Here is a 19,407-nt window from a genome sequence, read left to right as displayed (position 1 = left end):
TCATTAGAAGAATTAGAAAAAAAATCAATATTTTATTAAAATATTAAAATTAACATCTAATTTTATCGTTTAAGTATAATATAAATATGAGAAAACATATGATAATTTACATTTTCCCATAATATTAATTTTTAGAAGAAACCTACTTTATTTTCACTGTCAAATTGACCTTTTTCTTCTTTAGTAATTTGTTCTTTAAAATCTTCAACTTTAAAGATTGGTTCATCACTAACAGCAATTTTATAAGCAGTATTTTTTATAACAAGTTCAATTTGTCCACCTGTTAATTCATATTTAGCAAGTTCATTAATATCAAAATCTTCAGCTAAAGGAAGAGTTGATGGAAGTAGTTTTTCCCATAAAGAAAGTCTTTGTGCTTTATTTGGTTTTACAAACTCAATTTTATAGTTAAATCTTCTTGAAAATGCCTTATCTAAGTTTTCAAGTAAGTTAGTTGTTGCTATTAATATTCCATCAAATCTTTCTATTTGTTCTAAGAAAATATTTTGCATTTGATTATGCATTTTATCTGTACTTGTTCCTGCACCTGATGAACGTGAACTTAAAAATTGGTCAGCTTCATTTAGCAATAATATTGGTTCAGCTTTTGTTTTTTCTCTTAGTTCATAATACTTATCAAAAATACTTCTAACATTTTTTTCACTTTCACCTATATACATAGATAAAATTTTTGAACAGTCAAAACTTAGAACTTCTTTTTTAAGTGATTTTGCTAAAGCAAGTGCCGTTATAGTTTTACCAGTTCCTGCTACTCCATAAAAAATTATCTTGGCTTCAATTCCTCTTTTTTTATCTTTGATTCCCCAAAGTTTAAGTCTATTTACAACCTCTTTATCAACTTGTTTTAATAAAGCGTTTAAAGTCTCTTTTGTTTTTTCATTTAATACTACATCATCAAGATTTTTATTTGTACTAATTAACTCAAAAGTTTCTTGTTCTTTGATTACAGAATCTAGTTTGATTTTACCAGCTCTTGTTTTTTTCTTTGTTGGATGTGATATTTTATATAATACTTCATCAGGAATATAGAAATTTCTATTGATTCCACCAAATGCAGTTAATACCTCATCATAATCAATCAAATTATTAGAAACTAAAGTTGAACTCTCTTCTAATAAACTTCTAAATTTAATCTTCTCATAATCATCACTTGAAATTAATTCAATTAAAGCATTCATATCTCTAATAGAACCATCACCACCTGAATATTCTTCTTTTAATAGTGCAAGGAAAAGTGTTTGTTCTTGTTCATTTAATTCATTTTCTTTAAAAAAATCTTCTAGCATTATTGAGTTATTTGTAACTTTGATTCTCTCTTTGATTCTGTTTTCTAATAAAATTAATTTTGATTTTAATCTATTTGAACTAGGAGAATTTACATCAAAGTTTCTTTTTACAACATTTAATTGTTGAGCTAAATCAATTTTAAAAAACTGATCTTGTAAATACTCTAAATGATCACTATAATTTTTGATTTCTGGTAATACAAAATCATTTGAGCCATTTTCTATTAGTTTTAAATATGAGCTTGATAAACTAATACTTGAGTTTAATAACTCTAATTTTGAAACCTCACTTAATTTAATTTGATCAAATGAAATTTGAACTAACCAACCAAACTCTAATAGTGATTTAATTAAATCTAATTTTTCTAAGTGTTTAAATTTTTTTAAATCATAAAATTCACCTAATATATCTATTATAATAAGTGTATCTCTTCCTTCTACATACTCTTTTGTTATATATTGTAAAATTAATGCTTCTTCTTTTGTACATTTTAATTGTGAGAAAAAATTTGTTTTTTCAATATCTTTTGATTCTATAAAATCAATTACTTCTTTCATTATTGTCTATAATCCTAATTCTTTATTTTTTTGTTTAAATCATTATAGAAGTTATCTACTTCTGCTTTATCTTTAAAACTTACTTTATGTTCATTGTTTATTAATATATCTAATTTTTCAATAGATGCATTTTTTATTTCACTATATTTAAATACTCTTGAGTTATTTTCAATGTCAACTTTAAAACTATTTGATATTTCTAACAGTTTATCTTCACATAAAGCTTTATATGAACCCTTTGAGTATACTTTATTATTACACTCTTGCTTAATCAAATAATTTTTAATTTCATCTATATTTGAGGCATTATACATGTTTAAAGAAACAATTATAAAACCTATAAATAAAAACAATACAATAAATATCATTGCTAACTCCTATGTTGGAATGATGATACAAAATTTTATCTTAACTATTTATGAACAAAAATTGTAAATATAATGTTGTTTCTAAAATAAAAGGTAAAATAAAATATAATACTGCCACTTATAATATCAAAGGAAGTCAAATGTTTAAAACTGGGATGAAAAGTTTTATTGTTGCAAGTTTTTTGCCACTACTTTTTGTAGCTTGTGCAAATCATGAAGCAGCTTTAAAAGTTCTACCAAATGAAATAGCTCAAGCAAATGAATGTAAAACAGAAAATAAAGAGTTTGAGATAGATTGTTATGATTTGATTTCATATAAAAATTCAATAGCACTAATAAGATCAGGAATCCATGCTTATATTGCAGGTAACCACCAAGAAGCATTTGCTAAGTACACTTTAGCAAAGGAACGTGGTAACTTTTATTCAAATGCTTTATTAGCAGATATGTATAATAATGGTGTATTTGTTAAACAAAATCAAGAACTAGCACTTGAGCTTTTAGAAGAAGTTGAAAAAGTAGACCCAATTGCTGCATATAAACTTTCTTTTCAATATAGAAATAAACAAGATTTCAAAAAAGCTATCAGACTATTGGATTTTGCTGCAAAAAATAATGTAAAAAAGGCTCAAGAAGAGTTAGTAAAAATATATCAAGATGATAAGTTTATTCCTATTGATAAAAAGCTAAGTGATTTTTGGAAAAATGAGTTTGAACAAAATAATAATAGTTTTATAAATAAAGTATATGGAATTTAAATAAATAAACTCGAAAGAGTTTATTTTATTTTCTATTTTTCAATTAAATCATAAAGAGCTTGAATTTCTTCAGCCCAGATATCTTCGTTTATTGTTTCTAATACAAGAGGAATATCATCCATTCTATCATCATTCATGATAAATTTAAATGCATCCCAACCAATTTTTCCAACACCTAAAGAATCATGTCTATCAACTTTTGAACCTAGTTCTGGTTTTGAGTCATTTATATGCATTCCCATTAGGTATTGTCTACCTACGATATTATCAAAGTCATTCCATGTTTTATCATAAGCTTCTTTAGTTCTAATATCATAACCAGCTGTAAACATATGACATGTATCTATACATACACCCATTCTGCTTTTATCTTCAACTTTATCAATGATTTGAGCTAAGTGTTCAAACTTATATCCTAGGTTGCTTCCTTGACCTGCTGTGTTTTCTATTACTAATTTTATATCACTGTCTGCTGTTGCATCAAGTGCTCTATTTAAAGATTCAGAGATATTAGTTAAACACTCATCTTCTGTAATTTTTCTAAGGTGAGAACCTGGATGAAAATTTAATCTATCAAGTTTAAGTATTTCACATCTTTTTAACTCATGAATAAAACCATCAAGTGATTTTTCTCTATTTTCAACAACAGGATGTCCTAAGTTGATTAAATATGAGTCATGAGGTAAGATATGTTTAGTTTGAATTCCTGATTTTTCTAACTCTAAAAACCATCTATCAATCACTTTAGTTTCTAAATCTTTTGCTTTCCATTGTCTTTGATTTTTTACAAATAAAGCAAAGGCTTTTGCGCCAATTGCTGAGGCATTAATTGGGGCATTATAAACACCTCCACTTGCACTTACATGTGCTCCAACATATTTCATTTTTATTCCTATAAGTATTTAATTATAAAAACTTATTAAAGTAATATTATAAGCTTAGTTTAATAAGTAGATTTTAATATATAATGTTAGTAATTTTAAACCCTTAATATCGTGTCATTTATCCACATAAGCAAATAAAATCTTTAACATTTACAAGTTTTTATCTTACCCTAAAATGCCTAAGTATAGAATAAGCAATAATTTTAAAACGCGCTACATCTAAGCTATAAATTTCTTGTATTATTTTCATATTGATTGTTTTGTCAATTTTTTTAATAATAAGACATAAGGAATTATATATAAAACAATTGTAGATAAAAAAAGTATTTAGTAAAGGACCAAACTTCATGGAAAAAGTTGTAATTATTGGAGGTGGATATGCTGGAATATATGCACTAAGAGAACTCGCAAAAAACAAGAATATAAAAATAACATTAATAGATAAACATACATTTCATAACTTACAGCCAGAGGTTTATGATTTAATTGCAAATAAGTCAAATATTGCAGATGTTACAATTGATTTAACTACATTATGTATGGGATTAAACCACCCATATTTAGAGTATAAAAACCTAAAAGTGCGAAAAATAGATAAAGATTCTAAAAAGATTTTTACAGAAGAGAAAGAGATTGTAGAATTTGATTATCTAGTTATGGCAGCAGGTACACGAACATTTTTTCCTCCACAAATTCCAGGTCTTAATAATGCGCATGATATTAAAAAACTTCATTGGGCAATGTTTTTTAAACAAAGTTTTGAAAATCAACTTTTCAAAAAAATTCAATTTGAAGCAAAACAGTGTGATGATACACATATTGTTGTAGTAGGAGCTGGATTATCTGGTGTTGAGATTGCTGCTGAAATGGCATATAACTCTAAGATGTTCTTTAAAAGAGGTAACTTCTCTTGTGATAACTTAAAAATTTCACTTGTAAGTTCTTCTGATACAATTCTTCCAGGTTTAACACCTGAATTAATCAGTATGTCACATAAGAGATTAAAATCTTTAGGTATTAATGTAATTACAAATACTAAACTACAAAAATGTAATGAAGATCATTTAGAGTTGTCAAATGGTACAAAAATCTATCATTCATTTATTATCTTTACAGGTGGTATTGAAGCTTCAACTATTACATCTGAATTAGATGTTGAAAAAAATGGTAGAGGTCAAATCATTGTAAATGAATATATGCAAAGTACAAAATATTCAAATATTTTTGCTATTGGTGATATGGCTGAGATTAAAAATAAAAAAGGTGAAATAATGCCTCCAAATGTTACTATTGCTAGAATCAGTGGTACAAATGCAGGTAAAAATATCTTAAATTTAATTGCAAAGAAAAAACTAATTAAATGTGACCCTAAACTAGAAGGTATACTTATTGCTCTTGGTGGAAAGTTTGCAGCTGGTAACCTATATGGATTAGTTCATGTTCAAGGTAGAATTGCATATGAAATTAAAAAGTATGTATTTTCTTCATATAGAAAACCTCTATTAAAACTTATTAGAGAAGGTTATAAAAAACTAAAAAAATTATAATACTCACCTAAGAAAAAAGTAAGTTTTAAAGCTTACTTGATATATACTCTCAATAATTAATTTAAATTATCAATTGGGAATATATGTCTAAGAAAATCACTTACAAGAAATTAATTCTTAAAATTATTTTAATCACTCTTATTGTAACACTTACCTTTGCATTCTTTTATGCTCAAATTATGAAAAAAGAAGCTTTAGAACAATTAACGAAAGAAGAAGCAAAAAAAACAACCTTATTAATTTTTGAAACATTATATTCAGCAATGTCAAAAGGCTGGACAAGAGAAGAATTAGAAAATATTATTCAAAGAGTAAATAATATTGATGAAGATATGATTGTAAATGTTTACAGAAGTGAAGAAGTTTCAAAAGAGTATGGTGAAATTCCAAAAGATTTATTCGCAAGAAAAAATAATTTTAATGTTAAAAATGCTATAGAAAAAAATGATACTATTCATATGGTAAAGAATTCTACTATTGAGTATTATTATCCTCTTGTTGCTAAACAAGAGTGTCTTAAATGTCATACTAAAACTCAAGAAGGTAAAGTCCTTGGAGTAATTGATATTTCGTATCCAATAAATGACTTAAAAGTATCCTTAGGTTCTATAATAAACTTTTTTATTGTATTTATGATTGTTTTTTCAGTGATTATATTTATAGCCCTATTTCTAAAATTTGATAAACACTTAGTAAAACCTATTAAAACATTTATTACTGATATTAATGGAATATCTGATAATAAAGATGTTAAACAAAGAATTAATGTAAATAATGAAATAAAAGAAATAGATGAGATGCAAGAAGTATTTAATAAAATGCTCTACTCTTTAGAATATCAATTTTATAATGATGAATTAACACAACTACCAAATAGAAAAAGATTAATTGAAAACTTGCTTGAGCGAAAAAATGCTGTATTAATGATGATTAATCTTGATAAATTTCAAGAGATAAATGATTTATATGGAGATAAAGTTGGAGATGATGTTCTAAAAAATACTGCAAATATTTTAAAGCAAAATATACCCCCTCATTCTGTATTACATAAACTTCATGCTGATGAATTTGCATTATTCTGTGAATCTGAATACATCTATGATGAAATAAAAGAGTTAGCTCTTCATTTAACAAATGCCATTCAAAATGATACATTTTTAGTAAATGGCTCAGAAATTTTTATGAATGCTACAATTGGAATTGCCAATGGAAATAATTACTTATTAACAAACGCAGATATTGCTTTAAAACTTGCAAAAAAGAAAAAGAAAAAATATTTAGTTTATGATTCTTCTATGAATATAGAACATGAATATGAGCAAAACCTAAAATGGTCAAAAAAAATAAAAGATGCTATTGCACAAGATAGAATAGTTCCTTTATTTCAACCAATTGTAGAAACTAAAACAAAGAAGATAGTTAAATATGAAGCATTAATTAGAATGCTTGATGAAAATGGAGAGTATATTTCTCCTATACATTTTTTAGAGCTTGCTAAAAAAAATAAACTATATCCTCAGCTTACAAAAATTATGCTTGATAAAACTTTTGAAAAATTTAAAAACTCTGAATATCAAGTATCAATAAATTTATCTGTTCAAGATATTCTTAATGAAGTGGTTACTAAAACTATAATAAAAAAATTAAAAGAATATAATTTTGCCCATAGAATTGTATTTGAAATATTAGAATCAGAAGGTATTGAAAATTTTGAAGAAGTATTAACTTTTATTAATGAAATTAAATCTTATGGTGCAAAAATATCTATTGATGATTTTGGAACGGGTTATTCAAATTTTGAATATCTAATGAAATTAAAAGTTGATTATCTAAAGATTGATGCTTCTATGATAAAAGATATAGATATAAATAAAGATTCTCAGATTGTTACAAAAACTATTATACGTTTTGCAAAAAAAATGGGTATTCAAACTATTGGTGAATTTGTTCATTCAAAAAGTGTTTATGAGGTTGTTAATAAAATAGGTATAGATTACTCTCAAGGTTACTATTTTGGAGAACCAAGAGAATTAGATTAGAACAGTTTAAACTATTCTAATCTCTTTTTATTTTAATTAAGATTCTATTTTCCTTATCTCTAAAAACTACTTCTTTTTGATTTCTTTCAAATAACTCTTTTAAAAATCTATCATCATATGATTTATGTAAATTATTTCTATTAAATGTTTTTAAATCTTGACATTCAAAAGTACTTTTACAAACTCTATCTTCATATATTTTCATATCTAAAATAACAGTGCCTGCTGTAAATATTTGAACTTGTGTATAATCTTCATACTTAAAAATAAAACCTTTATCATAAAACTTCATAGCTGGTGTTTTTATAAGTATTGTAGCACTTGATGTAATTTGTGGAGTTCTCGTAAAACAACCTGTGAAGAGAAATATCATTAGAAAAAGTAAAGCTATATTTTTTATCTCTAATCCTTTGTTTTAATTTATTTTACTATAATATCTATAAATTATATAATTGAAGGTTATTTTTGTTAGTACATATTTGTTGCGCAGTTGATAGTCATTACTTTTTAGAAAGAGTTCAAGAAGAGTTTCCAAATGAAGAACTTGTTGGATATTTTTATGACCCAAATATTCATCCTTATAGTGAATATAGATTAAGATACTTAGATGTTGAATACTCATGTAAACGTCTTGGAATTAAGTTAATAGAAGGTGCTTACAACCTAGAAGAATGGTTGAAAAAAGTTAAAGGGATGGAACACTTACCTGAAAAAGGTGATAGATGTACAGTATGTTATGATGATAGACTTGATACTACTGTAAAAAAAGCCCAAGAATTAGGACATGATAAATTTACTACTACTCTTTTAATTTCTCCTAAAAAATCTCAAGAAAAACTTGAAAAAATTGGTAATAATCTGTCATCTTTAACTGGATTAGAGTTTATTTATAGAGATTATAAAGCAGGAAATGGTGCAGAGATTCAAGGTAAAAAAGTAAAAGAAAACTCTTTATATAGACAAAATTATTGTGGTTGTTTATTTGGTTTAACAGCACAAAGACAAGCACAAAAAAAGATAATGGATGAAATGTTTAATCCTATATCAAAGCAGATTTTACCTGAATCAATTGAGCAAAGATTAGAGTTATATATTAAAAGAAATGCCTTAGAAGAAAATGGTGATAAATATAAAATAATTAAACAAAGATTCTTAAACTATCGACTTCTTAGTGCAAAAGTAATAATAGCAAAACAAATTGTTCCATCACATATTATGTGTTATTCAACAATAAATAGAAATAAAATGAATGGAAGAATTGAGTATGAAAAAGATGGTATTCATTATTTAAATAGAGAAGAAGTAAAAATCATCTCTTTAGAAACATTTAATACTCTTGCTCAAACTGAATATAAAAGCATAAAAGAGCTTATGTATAATCCTTTAGATTTTGATGCAGAAGTAGAAGTAAGACAGCAAATTGTAAATAATCCTTATGATTTATCAACAATTATTGTTTTAGATGAAGTAGTTGATGCAAAATATGAGATTGAGTTAAATGCCCAGACTTATGAAGATATAAAAGAAGAGATAATATGAAACTTTTAGTTTGCGCGATGGAAACATCTTCAAATATTCATTTAAAAGAGTTAAAACAGTATTTAAATGATGATGTTGAGCTTGTAGGTGTTTTTGATAAAGAGCTTGGAAATCCTTTATATGATTTAACAGCATTAGCAATTATGGGTTTTGTTGATGCTTTAAAAAAATTAAGATTCTTTTTTAAACTAAGAGATGAATTAGTTGAATTAGCAAAAGATTGCGATAAAGTTTTACTTATGGATTCTTCTGGTTTTAATTTACCTTTAGCTAAAAAGCTTCATGAAACTTATCCCAAAAAAGAAATTATTTATTATATTTTACCTCAAGCTTGGGCTTGGAAAAAAGGTAGAGTTAAAAAGCTTGAAAAGTTTTGTACTAAGTTGTGTTCAATTATTCCTTTTGAAAAAGAAATCTATTTAGATAAAAATAAAATAACTTATGTCGGACATCCTTTACTTGATGAAATTCATAATTTTAAAGAAGAACTTACACAAAGTGGAAAAATTGCATTTATGCCAGGAAGTAGAAAAACTGAAATTAAAAATCATATGCCAATATTTAAAGAATTAGCTAAAAAAATTCCAAATAAAGAGCATATTTTAATTATTCCTGCAAAATTTGATAAAGAATACATAGAAAAAGTTTATGGCGATATATCTTCTTTTACAATTTCTACACAAGCTCATAAAACACTGCAAGAAGCAGAGTATGCTTTTATTTGTTCTGGTACTGCAACACTTGAAGCTGCCTTAATTGGAACACCATTTACTCTATCGTATATTGCAAAAAAGTTTGATTTTTTTATTGGAAAAATGTTTGTGAAACTAAACTATGTTGGTTTAGCAAATATCTTCTTTGAAAAAATGGGAAAAAATCCAATTCATAAAGAGTTTTTACAAGAAGATGTGAATTTAGAAAATCTATTACAAGATTATAAAACAATGAATAAAAAGTTATTTTTTGACAACTCTAAAATACTAAGAGAATACTTACAAAATGGAAGTTCAAAAAATGTTGCAAAGATAATTCAAAACTAATTTTTTTTTGGATACAATATCCGTTATTAATAAACAATTTAGGACAATATATGTTAAATGTTACAGAAATTCAAGAAATACTTCCTCATAGATACCCATTTTTATTAGTTGATAGAATCACAGATATGGAAAAAGGTAAAACTATTGTAGGTTTTAAAAATATATCTATTAGTGAACCAGCTTTTATGGGACACTTTCCTGGACATCCAATATATCCTGGAGTTTTAATTCTTGAAGGAATGGCTCAAGCTGGTGGAATTTTAGCGTTAAAAAGCAATGACTTAACAAACGAAGAATTAAAAAATAAAGTTATTTATTTTATGAGTATTGACAAAGCAAAATTTAGAACTCCTGTTAAACCAGGTGATAAATTAGAGTATAGAATCGAAGTTAAAAAATTAAGAGGTACTTTAATTGTTCTTGAAGGTAAAGCTTATGTTGATGATGCACTTGTTGCAGAAGCTGAATTAAAAGCAATGGTAGTAGATAAATAATAATATGAATAATATTCACAAAACAGCGATAATTGAAGAAGGTGCTATTTTAGGTGATAATATCACAATTGGTGCTTACACAATTATTGGTTCAAAAGTTACAATTGGTGATGGAACTAAAATAGATTCTCATACAGTTATTGATGGGAAAACTACAATTGGTAAAGATAATCATATTTTTTCACATGCAGCTATTGGAACAATTCCTCAAGATCTTAAATTTGATGGAGAAGATGTAGAACTTATAATTGGTGATAATAATACAATTAGAGAATTTACACTATTTAATCCAGGAACAAAAGGTGGTGGGTCTATCACTAAAATAGGAAACAATAACCTATTTATGGGATATACTCATGTTGCACATGATGTAATAGTTGGAAATAACTGTGTATTCGCAAACTGCGCTACATTAGCTGGTCATGTTGAAATAGATGATTTTGTTGTAATTGGTGGATTAACACCAATTCACCAATTTTGTAAAATAGGTACACAAGTAATGGTTGGTGGGGGTTCTGTTGTAACTCAAGATATTCCACCATTTTGTCTAGCTGAGGGTAATAAAGCTGTATTAAGAGGTCTTAATCTGAATGGATTAAGAAGAAGATTTGAAAATAGAGATGATATAAATGCTATAAAAGCTGCTTATAAAAATCTTTTTGAATCTGCAAAACCTCTTTCAGAAGCGGCAAATGAATTACTTGAAACTAGTGAAAATAAATATGTAAAAGAATTAGCTAATTTTGTTTTAGAAACAAAAAGAGGCATTCCTTACAATAGAAAATAAGAAATAGGTAAATAATGAGTAAGATAATATGTGACTTTTGTGGGGCAACTGATTCAATTGATAATCCCGTAATTGCTGGTGATAATGCAAGTATATGTAAATCTTGTGTTGGTGCAGCAAATGAAATTATGAATGGTGCTATAGATGAAAATTCTAATATTACAACAAGTGAAGATGTTCAAGAAGAAGTAAAATTAAGAACACCTGCACAATTAAAAGCAATTTTAGATGAATATGTTATTGGTCAAGATACTGCTAAAAAAGTTTTATCAGTTGCTGTATACAATCATTATAAAAGAATCTTTAGACATCATGAAATCGATGATGACACAGAGTTAAATAAATCAAATGTTTTATTAATTGGACCAACAGGTTCAGGTAAAACTTTATTAGCTCAAACTATTTCTAAATATCTTGATGTTCCTTTAGCAATTGCCGATGCTACATCTTTAACTGAAGCTGGTTATGTTGGTGATGATGTTGAAAATGTTGTTACAAGACTTGTTCAAGCAGCAGGTGGTGATATACAAAAAGCTCAAAGAGGTATTATCTTTATTGATGAAGTTGATAAAGTTGCTAGAATGAGTGAAAACAGATCAATTACTAGAGATGTTTCAGGAGAAGGTGTACAACAAGCACTTCTTAAAATCGTTGAAGGTGCTGTTGTAAATGTACCTGCAAAAGGTGGAAGAAAACACCCTGGACAAGATGCACTTCAAGTTGATACAACAAATATTTTATTTGTTTGTGGTGGAGCTTTTGATGGTTTAGAAGATATCATCAAGAAAAAAGAAGGTGCTAATGTTTTAGGCTTTAATCAAGATAAAAAAGATAAAAAAGAGTCTAAAGAACTACTTTCAAAAGTAGAAACAGATGATTTAGTTAAATATGGTCTAATTCCTGAATTAATAGGTAGACTTCATATGTTAGCTACATTAAATGAAATTACAGAAGATGATATGGTTCATATTTTAACTGAACCAAAAAATGCATTAATTAAACAGTATATAAAACTTTTTGAAATGGATGATGTTAAACTTGTATTTGAAAAAGATGCTTTAAAAGAGCTTGCAAAACTTGCAATTGAGCGTAAAACAGGGGCAAGGGGTTTAAGATCTATTTTAGAAGATATAATGTTAGATATTATGTTTGATCTTCCAAATTACAAAGATAAAACAATTACAATTACAAAAAATGTAGTTCTTAAAATAGAAGAACCTAAAATAGGATAAAGGATAATATGTGTTTTTAGATAAATTAATAGGTCTTTTTTCAAATGACATGGCAATTGACTTAGGTACAGCAAATACAATTGTTTCAGTTAGAGGAAAAGGTATTATAATAAACGAGCCTTCTGTTGTTGCAGTTCAAAATGATAAATTTGGTAGAGATAGAATCCTAGCAGTTGGTCAAGAAGCAAAACAAATGATTGGGAAAACTCCACTAAATATTCAAGCTGTAAGACCTATGCAAGATGGTGTAATTGCAGATTTTGAAATGACAGAAAGAATGATCAGATATTTTATTGAAAAAGCACATTCAAGAAAATCTTTTATCCGTCCTAGAATAATTATTTGTATTCCTTATGGAATTACACAAGTTGAAAGAAAAGCCGTTGAAGAATCAGCAATGAGCGCAGGTGCAAGAGAAGTATTTTTAGTAGAAGAACCAATGGCAGCAGCTATTGGTGCAGGAATTCCTGTATCTGATCCATCTGGTTATGTAGTTGTTGATATTGGTGGTGGTACTACTGAAATTGGAGTTACTTCTTTAGGTGGTTTAGTTTTATGTAAATCAATTAAAGTTGCTGGTGATAAGTTTGATAAATCTATTATTGAACATGTTAGACAAAACTTCAATCTTTATATTGGTGAAAGAACTGCTGAAACTATTAAAATTGAAATTGGAACAGCAATAAAATTAGATACTGAATTAAAAATCACTGTAAAAGGTAGAGATAATTCAGGTTTACTTTCTAGTATAGAACTAGGTAGTGAAGGTGTAAGAGCTGCTATTAAAGAGCCATTAAAAGAGATTGTTTCAGCTGTTAAAAGTGTATTAGAAAATATGCCTCCAGATTTAGCAAGCGATGTTGTTGATAACGGTGTTGTATTAACAGGTGGAGGCGCTTTAATTAGAGGTCTTGATACTTATTTAGCTGATATTATTAAATTACCAGTTAGAGTTTGTGATGAACCATTATTAGCTGTTGCTTATGGTACAAGCAATGTACTTGATGAGGACGCTTTACTTAAACTAATAACTAATGCGTAAACTTCTATTTTTTATCCTTCTTATTATAATTAGTTTATCTTATCTTTTTGATTTAGATAAACTAGTTGTAAAGAAATTAACAATCTTTAATGACTTAAAACTAGCCTATATCAATAAAGTAATTAGTATTTCAACAACAGTTGAAAAATACTTTAGTCAAGCTTCAAATATCGAAAGATTAAGAGCTGAAAACAATGACTTATTAGAGTATAAAATACTTTACAATACAAGCCAAAAAAAACTTGACTCAATTAATGAATTAATTACATCTATTAATCTAAATGAAGATAAATCAAAAGTTACAATAACAAAAGTTTTGTCATATATAAATTATAATGATTTTACAAAAGTATGGTTAGATCACGAAAAAAAAGATGACACAATTTTAGGATTGATTACAGAAAACTATGCAGCAGGTATTGTTGTAAGGGAAAATGATAGAGCGGTTGCTTTATTAAATGGTAATAAAAAATCTTCTTATGCTGTATTTATAGGTAAAAACAAAATACCTGGGATTTTTATGTCATCAAATGATATTAGAAATGTAGTAATTAAATATATTCCTATTTGGGCAAAAGTAAATGTTGGTGATGAAATAATTACATCAGGAATGGATAATATTTTCTTTGAGGGCTTAAAAGTTGGTAAAGTTACTAAAGTTACTAAATATCCAGATATGCAAATAGCTGAGATTAAACCTTATGCAAATGTACTAGAAAAGAAATACTTCTATATTTATGAAGAAAACTCAAGAAGTGATAAAAAGGCTAATAATTAGCCATTATTTTATCAACTTCATTCCAAGATAATTTTTTATCATTATCCTTTTTAAACATATTATAAACATATCTAGCAAACATATCTGTTTCTAGGTTTACTTTTGTTCCAACCTTATATCTATTAAATAAAGTATTTTTAATAGTATGAGGAATTATTGTAAGTCTAAAAGTATCATCTTTTACATCATTTACTGTTAAAGATACTCCATCAATTGTAACAGAACCTTTTGGGATAATAAACTTAGAATAAGTACTTGGCAAAGATACAAAAAAATCTGTTGAGTTACCATTATTTTTAATAGAACTAATTGTCCCAAGACAATCAACATGACCTTGAACAATATGACCCTCAAATCTATCACCCATCATCATAGCAGGTTCAATATGCACTTCATTTTTATAGTTTTCCATTGCAAGGATATTTTGAGATTCTGGTGATAACTCAACTGTAAAAGTATCACTTGTAAATTTAACAACTGTTAAACATGCACCATTAACAGCAATAGAATCCCCTATCTTTGGTGTATATTTTGCATGTAATGTTAAGAAATTATTTTTGAAACTTACAACTTTTGCCATCTCTCTTATTAGACCTGTAAACACTTAAAAAACCTTTTGATAAAATTTAGGTATAATATCCAAAATATGTTAAGAAGCCAATTTTAAATACTTGACTTTAAACTATTAAAACTTTTTAATAAACTATATTGAATATCAAACATAAAAATACAATAAACTATATAATTTAAAAGAAAATCAAAAAGGCAAAAAATGGAATATGATGTAATCGTAGTTGGCGGTGGTCATGCTGGTATTGAAGCATCACTTGCAAGTGCAAGAATGGGGAAAAAGACTTTATTAATTACTATGCTAGTAGAACAAATTGGTGCAGCTTCATGTAATCCTGCTATTGGAGGACTTGCTAAAGGTCACTTAGTTCGAGAACTTGATGCAATCGGTGGAGAAATGGGTCTTTGTACAGACGTAACTGGAATCCAATTTAGAATATTAAATGGTTCAAAAGGTGCAGCAGTTCAAGGAAGTCGAGCACAAATTGATATGGATAAATATAGAGAGTATATGAGAAAAGTTTGTCATAATAGTCCTAATTTAGAAATTTATCAAGATGAAGTATCAAATCTTTTAGTAAAAAATGAAAATGAAGTTTATGGTGTAAAAACTAAACTTGGTGAAGAGTTTGAATCTAAAAAAGTAATTATCACAACTGGTACTTTTATGAAAGGACTTATTCACATAGGTGAAAATACTTATGATGCAGGAAGAGCTTGGGAATTACCATCTTCAACATTATCAAATCAATTAAAAGATTTAGGATTAAATGTTGGAAGATTAAAAACAGGAACACCTGCAAGACTTGATGGTTCATCAATAAACTTTGATGTTATGGATGCTCATGGTGGAGATGTAAGACCTGCACCTTTTTCTTTTAGAACAAATAAAAAAGAGTTTAATCCTACTCAATATCCATGTTATATCACATATACAAATTTAGATACACATGAAACTATTACATCAAATTTTGATAGAGCACCACTATTTACAGGACAAATCAAAGGTTCAGGGCCTAGATACTGTCCAAGTATTGAAGATAAAGTAAATAGATTTGCAGAACGAGATAGACATCAATTATTCTTAGAACCACAAACTTCAATGTGTACAGAATATTATGTAAATGGGCTTAGTACTTCTTTACCAATTGATGTTCAAAAACAAATGATTCACTCAATTGCAGGTTTAGAAAATGCAAAAATTATTAGATATGGTTATGCTATTGAGTATGATTATGTAGATCCTACAGAATTAAAACATACTTTAGAAACTAAAAAAGTTAAAAACCTTTATAATGCTGGTCAAATTAATGCAACAACAGGTTATGAAGAAGCAGCATCACAAGGGCTAATGGCTGGAATTAATGCAGCTTTAGCAATTGATGAAAAAGAACCATTTATTTTAAGACGAGATGAGGGTTATATTGGAGTTTTAATTGATGATTTAGTTACAAAAGGAACTAGTGAACCATATAGAATGTTTACTTCACGTGCTGAATATAGACTTCTTCTAAGAGAAGAAAATGCTGATTTAAGACTTAGTAAATATGGTCATGAGTTTGGATTAATTGATGATGAAACTATGGCAAAAGTTGATAATAAAAGAGATGTTTTAAAGCAAGCTGTTGATTTTATGGCAAATGAGTGGTTTACATCTAAAAAAGAGAATTTAGACCTTTTAGAATCTCTTGGTGAAGATAAAATTAAAGATAGAGCATTACTTATTGATATCGTCGGTAGAAATACAATAGATGTAGAGAAATTTGATAAATTAGTACCTTCTTTTGCAGATGTAGATGCTTATTTAAAAGAACAAATTATTATTGAAGCAAAATATTATAGATACATTGCTAAACAGCAAAAACAAATTGAAAAAATGCAAAAAATGCTAAAACTAAAAATTCCTGAAGATTTTAACTATAAAGGAATTGCAGGTTTATCAAATGAAGTAGTTGAAAAATTAGAAAAGTTTAGACCACCTACTTTATTTAATGCAAGTGAAATTTCAGGTATTACGCCATCTGCTATTGATATTATTCATTTAAACATAAATATAAAAGAAAAAAAAGAGAAGTAATATGCAAGTTTATTTATACGCAAAAAGTGGTCATGCCATTGGTCTTGAAGCAACAAAAAGATGTGCAACAATTGCAAATGCATTAAAAGAGTTTAACCCTATTTTATGTACATCTGATTTTAGAGCAGGAGCATTTGCAAAAGATTTATTAGCTGTTAAAAAATATGTAAATATTGATGTAGTAAGAAATCTTTACAATATTATGGAAAAAAGAGATATTTTAGTTTTAGATACAGATGAAACTAATGAATTAATGAAAAAAGATATGAAAGAGTTTTGTACTCTTTTATATACAGTAGCAGAAGATACTTCAAAAATTTTAGTTGATGAAACTATTTATACTAAAGTAAAAAATCCTTCAATAGAAAAAACAATCTTTTTTGGTGATGATGACTATAATAATCTTTTTTTAGATTTAGTTACAAACTCTTCAAAATATGATATTGATTTATTAATGGGACATTACTTCTTCTTAGGAAATGAAAAAATCTTTACTGAACATTTTTCAAATGTAATAGATGAAGAAGAGTATGTAGAAACGATTCAAAATAGTAAATATTTATTAACAGCGTCATTACAAACAGCATTAGAGTCAATTTCTTGTGGAAATAAACCAGTTATTTTCAAAAGAGAAGATAAAAAATATGATGATAAACTAATTGAAGAGTTAAATATTCCAACAATTTCTAAAGATACTTTAGAAGAGATTCTAAAAAGTTTTGATGAGATTATCTTAGATTATCCAGAACTTTGTGAGTTTAAAAATATGAATTTTGAAAATATTAAAGAAGAGATAAAAATCAAAACAGAAGAATTTGCAAGGATTATGGGAACTAAGTAGAATAATCTAAGAATCATAAGTTTTACTTATAATTTTATTATGTAAATTATAAGTTTAATTTATATAAAATTACTTCAAGATAAATTATAAAGGTCTTATCGTGAAAGAAAAAAATAAATTTTTAAGTAAAACTCCCTACCGAATAAAAAGGTATTATGGTTATGTAATAGCTACAATTATTGCATTAACTTTACCTTTTATCACTATTGGTTCTCACCATATGTTCTTATTATCATTTGATAAAAAACAATTACATTTATTAGGAACTGCATTTGATATGCAAGAACTATATTTAATGCCTTTTTTATTAATGCTTTTATTCTTAGGTATTTTTGCTGCTACTTCTTTAGGTGGTAGAGCATGGTGTGGATGGGCATGTCCTCAAACAATTTTTAGAGTTATATTTAGAGATTTAATCGAATCTAAACTTCTAGGCCTAAAAAGAATTAAAAATAAACAAAAAGAACCAGATTGGTCAAAAGCTACAAATGCTTCTAAAAAAGTAATCGCTATTATCATTTGGTCATGTTTATCACTACTTGTTGCATCAAATTTTATGTGGTATTTTATTCCTCCAGAAGATTTTTTCAACTATATTTCAAACCCTTCTGAGCATATGTTCTTAATTGGAATTGTTTTAACAATTGCAGGTTTTTTAATTTATGATGTTGTTATGTTAAAAGAAGATTTCTGTATTTACGTATGTCCTTACTCAAGAGTTCAATCAGTATTATATGATGATGACACATACCAAGCTATTTATTCAACAAATAGAGGTGGTGAAATTTATAATGGTGATAAAGAAAAAATCATTTTTAAAGCAAAAGATTTACCAAATCCAAATAATGAATGTACTACTTGTGAATCATGTGTTACTGTTTGTCCTACACATATTGATATTAGAAAAGGTTTACAATTAGAATGTATTAACTGTTTAGAGTGTGTTGATGCTTGTACAACGGTTATGGGGAAACTTGGAAAACCTTCACTTGTACAATGGTCAAGTACAAATGCAATTAAAAAAGACATTCCTACTAAAATGATAAGAAAGTCTACAATAATGTATGCTGTTGCACTACTTTTAGTTGTAGCACTATTATTTGTAATGGGTTCAAAAAAAGAGTATATGTTATTAAATATTAATAAAACTACACAGCTTTATTCAATAAAAGAAGGTAATGTAGTAAGAAATAACTTTGTATTATTATTCCAAAATACAGAAGATAAACCTTTAACATATGAACTTGAAGTTGTTGGAAATAAAGATATTGAAATAAAAAGATTTAAACCATTTACTTTAAATCCTGGAAAACTTGTTAAAAAAGTTATGGTACTTGAAACTAATAAAGTATTAGTAAATGATTTAACAAAAGACACACCTTTAAAAGTAACTTTAAGAGCTTATGCAATTGAAGATCCTAAAAGAGTTTCTGTTCTAAGACAAGCTGTATTTATCTACCCTCGTGCTGATAAATTAAAATAAATAATATGCTGGGTAAGTTAATATTATATAAACTTATCTAAGCGTAAAAATACTCTTACTTAA

18 protein-coding genes are annotated in these 19,407 nt (G+C 26.9%); 13 read left to right on the top strand and 5 right to left on the bottom strand.

The annotated features are described in order from the left end of the window. Positions 1-131: 131 nt before the first annotated feature. Positions 132-1,865: an ATP-binding protein gene (locus tag ACERKK_RS00495; protein WP_373771103.1), complete on the bottom strand. Its 1,734-nt coding sequence runs from the start codon at positions 1,863-1,865 to the stop codon at positions 132-134. Between the two features lie 14 nt (positions 1,866-1,879). Beyond that, positions 1,880-2,233: a hypothetical protein gene (locus tag ACERKK_RS00490; protein ID WP_373771102.1), complete on the bottom strand. Its 354-nt coding sequence runs from the start codon at positions 2,231-2,233 to the stop codon at positions 1,880-1,882. 140 nt (positions 2,234-2,373) lie between these two features. Between ACERKK_RS00490 and ACERKK_RS00485 the strand changes: the two genes are divergently transcribed. After that, positions 2,374-2,991, top strand: a complete 618-nt coding sequence (locus ACERKK_RS00485; RefSeq protein ID WP_373771101.1) for a sel1 repeat family protein — start codon at positions 2,374-2,376, stop codon at positions 2,989-2,991. Positions 2,992-3,023: 32 nt separating this feature from the next. On the opposite strand, the gene nfo is transcribed toward ACERKK_RS00485, so the two are convergent. After that, the gene (gene nfo, locus ACERKK_RS00480) at positions 3,024-3,875 is read right to left on the bottom strand and encodes a deoxyribonuclease IV (RefSeq protein ID WP_373771100.1); all 852 of its coding nucleotides are present in this window, start codon (positions 3,873-3,875) and stop codon (positions 3,024-3,026) included. Positions 3,876-4,222: 347 nt separating this feature from the next. Between nfo and ACERKK_RS00475 the strand changes: the two genes are divergently transcribed. Then, entirely contained in the window at positions 4,223-5,422 is a 1,200-nt protein-coding gene (locus ACERKK_RS00475; protein WP_373771099.1) for an NAD(P)/FAD-dependent oxidoreductase, read from the top strand. Positions 5,423-5,505: 83 nt separating this feature from the next. Continuing rightward, positions 5,506-7,461, top strand: coding sequence for an EAL domain-containing protein (locus tag ACERKK_RS00470; RefSeq protein ID WP_373771098.1), 1,956 nt, complete (start codon positions 5,506-5,508; stop codon positions 7,459-7,461). 16 nt (positions 7,462-7,477) lie between these two features. Here the strand turns inward: ACERKK_RS00470 and ACERKK_RS00465 are convergent, their stop codons facing one another. Continuing rightward, complete coding sequence (locus ACERKK_RS00465; RefSeq protein WP_373771097.1) at positions 7,478-7,834, bottom strand: hypothetical protein; 357 nt, start codon at positions 7,832-7,834, stop codon at positions 7,478-7,480. 92 nt (positions 7,835-7,926) lie between these two features. Between ACERKK_RS00465 and ACERKK_RS00460 the strand changes: the two genes are divergently transcribed. The 7 genes from ACERKK_RS00460 to mreC are packed head-to-tail and all read left to right on the top strand — an operon-like array spanning position 7,927 to position 14,373. After that, a complete protein-coding gene (locus ACERKK_RS00460) occupies positions 7,927-9,000 on the top strand; it encodes an epoxyqueuosine reductase QueH (protein ID WP_373771096.1) in 1,074 nt (357 codons plus the stop codon). Then, positions 8,997-10,040, top strand: a complete 1,044-nt coding sequence (gene lpxB, locus ACERKK_RS00455; protein WP_373771095.1) for a lipid-A-disaccharide synthase — start codon at positions 8,997-8,999, stop codon at positions 10,038-10,040. The genes ACERKK_RS00460 and lpxB overlap by 4 nt, the downstream gene beginning before the upstream one ends. Before the next feature lie 50 nt (positions 10,041-10,090). Next, the gene (gene fabZ, locus ACERKK_RS00450; protein WP_373771094.1) at positions 10,091-10,534 is read left to right on the top strand and encodes a 3-hydroxyacyl-ACP dehydratase FabZ; all 444 of its coding nucleotides are present in this window, start codon (positions 10,091-10,093) and stop codon (positions 10,532-10,534) included. A 4-nt stretch (positions 10,535-10,538) separates the two neighbouring features. Further along, positions 10,539-11,321, top strand: a complete 783-nt coding sequence (gene lpxA / locus ACERKK_RS00445) for an acyl-ACP--UDP-N-acetylglucosamine O-acyltransferase (protein ID WP_373771093.1) — start codon at positions 10,539-10,541, stop codon at positions 11,319-11,321. A 14-nt stretch (positions 11,322-11,335) separates the two neighbouring features. Next, entirely contained in the window at positions 11,336-12,553 is a 1,218-nt protein-coding gene (gene clpX / locus ACERKK_RS00440; protein ID WP_373771092.1) for an ATP-dependent Clp protease ATP-binding subunit ClpX, read from the top strand. A 10-nt stretch (positions 12,554-12,563) separates the two neighbouring features. After that, a complete protein-coding gene (locus ACERKK_RS00435; RefSeq protein WP_373771091.1) occupies positions 12,564-13,595 on the top strand; it encodes a rod shape-determining protein in 1,032 nt (343 codons plus the stop codon). Further along, positions 13,588-14,373, top strand: a complete 786-nt coding sequence (gene mreC, locus ACERKK_RS00430) for a rod shape-determining protein MreC (protein ID WP_373771090.1) — start codon at positions 13,588-13,590, stop codon at positions 14,371-14,373. The genes ACERKK_RS00435 and mreC overlap by 8 nt, the downstream gene beginning before the upstream one ends. Here the strand turns inward: mreC and ribE are convergent. Beyond that, positions 14,363-14,977: a riboflavin synthase gene (ribE, locus tag ACERKK_RS00425; RefSeq protein WP_373771089.1), complete on the bottom strand. Its 615-nt coding sequence runs from the start codon at positions 14,975-14,977 to the stop codon at positions 14,363-14,365. The two genes, mreC and ribE, sit on opposite strands and share 11 nt — an antisense overlap. A 168-nt stretch (positions 14,978-15,145) precedes the next feature. Here ribE and mnmG point away from each other — a divergent pair, with 168 nt between their 5' ends. From mnmG to ccoG, 3 genes are all read left to right on the top strand, one after another. Further along, positions 15,146-17,020: a tRNA uridine-5-carboxymethylaminomethyl(34) synthesis enzyme MnmG gene (gene mnmG, locus ACERKK_RS00420; protein WP_373771088.1), complete on the top strand. Its 1,875-nt coding sequence runs from the start codon at positions 15,146-15,148 to the stop codon at positions 17,018-17,020. A 1-nt stretch (position 17,021) separates the two neighbouring features. Next, the gene (locus ACERKK_RS00415; protein ID WP_373771087.1) at positions 17,022-17,861 is read left to right on the top strand and encodes a hypothetical protein; all 840 of its coding nucleotides are present in this window, start codon (positions 17,022-17,024) and stop codon (positions 17,859-17,861) included. A gap of 100 nt (positions 17,862-17,961) precedes the next feature. Further along, entirely contained in the window at positions 17,962-19,344 is a 1,383-nt protein-coding gene (ccoG, locus tag ACERKK_RS00410; protein WP_373771086.1) for a cytochrome c oxidase accessory protein CcoG, read from the top strand. Positions 19,345-19,407 lie beyond the last annotated feature (63 nt).

It is taken from the genome of Poseidonibacter sp. (assembly GCF_041821165.1).
In the GTDB taxonomy this organism is placed as follows: domain Bacteria; phylum Campylobacterota; class Campylobacteria; order Campylobacterales; family Arcobacteraceae; genus Poseidonibacter.
This window is presented reverse-complemented; position numbering and strand designations above follow the sequence as displayed.

Excerpts from the sequence above, each read along its gene's own strand:
- lpxB (WP_373771095.1), top strand. The coding sequence starts at position 8,997 with ATGAAACTTTTAGTTTGCGCGATGGAAACATCTTCAAATATTCATTTA.
- ACERKK_RS00470 (WP_373771098.1), top strand. The coding sequence starts at position 5,506 with ATGTCTAAGAAAATCACTTACAAGAAATTAATTCTTAAAATTATTTTA.
- mnmG (WP_373771088.1), top strand. The coding sequence starts at position 15,146 with ATGGAATATGATGTAATCGTAGTTGGCGGTGGTCATGCTGGTATTGAA.
- ACERKK_RS00485 (WP_373771101.1), top strand. The coding sequence starts at position 2,374 with ATGTTTAAAACTGGGATGAAAAGTTTTATTGTTGCAAGTTTTTTGCCA.
- nfo (WP_373771100.1), bottom strand. The coding sequence starts at position 3,875 with ATGAAATATGTTGGAGCACATGTAAGTGCAAGTGGAGGTGTTTATAAT.
- ACERKK_RS00475 (WP_373771099.1), top strand. The coding sequence starts at position 4,223 with ATGGAAAAAGTTGTAATTATTGGAGGTGGATATGCTGGAATATATGCA.
- ACERKK_RS00415 (WP_373771087.1), top strand. The coding sequence starts at position 17,022 with ATGCAAGTTTATTTATACGCAAAAAGTGGTCATGCCATTGGTCTTGAA.
- mreC (WP_373771090.1), top strand. The coding sequence starts at position 13,588 with ATGCGTAAACTTCTATTTTTTATCCTTCTTATTATAATTAGTTTATCT.
- ACERKK_RS00465 (WP_373771097.1), bottom strand. The coding sequence starts at position 7,834 with ATGATATTTCTCTTCACAGGTTGTTTTACGAGAACTCCACAAATTACA.
- lpxA (WP_373771093.1), top strand. The coding sequence starts at position 10,539 with ATGAATAATATTCACAAAACAGCGATAATTGAAGAAGGTGCTATTTTA.
- fabZ (WP_373771094.1), top strand. The coding sequence starts at position 10,091 with ATGTTAAATGTTACAGAAATTCAAGAAATACTTCCTCATAGATACCCA.
- clpX (WP_373771092.1), top strand. The coding sequence starts at position 11,336 with ATGAGTAAGATAATATGTGACTTTTGTGGGGCAACTGATTCAATTGAT.
- ACERKK_RS00495 (WP_373771103.1), bottom strand. The coding sequence starts at position 1,865 with ATGAAAGAAGTAATTGATTTTATAGAATCAAAAGATATTGAAAAAACA.
- ACERKK_RS00490 (WP_373771102.1), bottom strand. The coding sequence starts at position 2,233 with ATGATATTTATTGTATTGTTTTTATTTATAGGTTTTATAATTGTTTCT.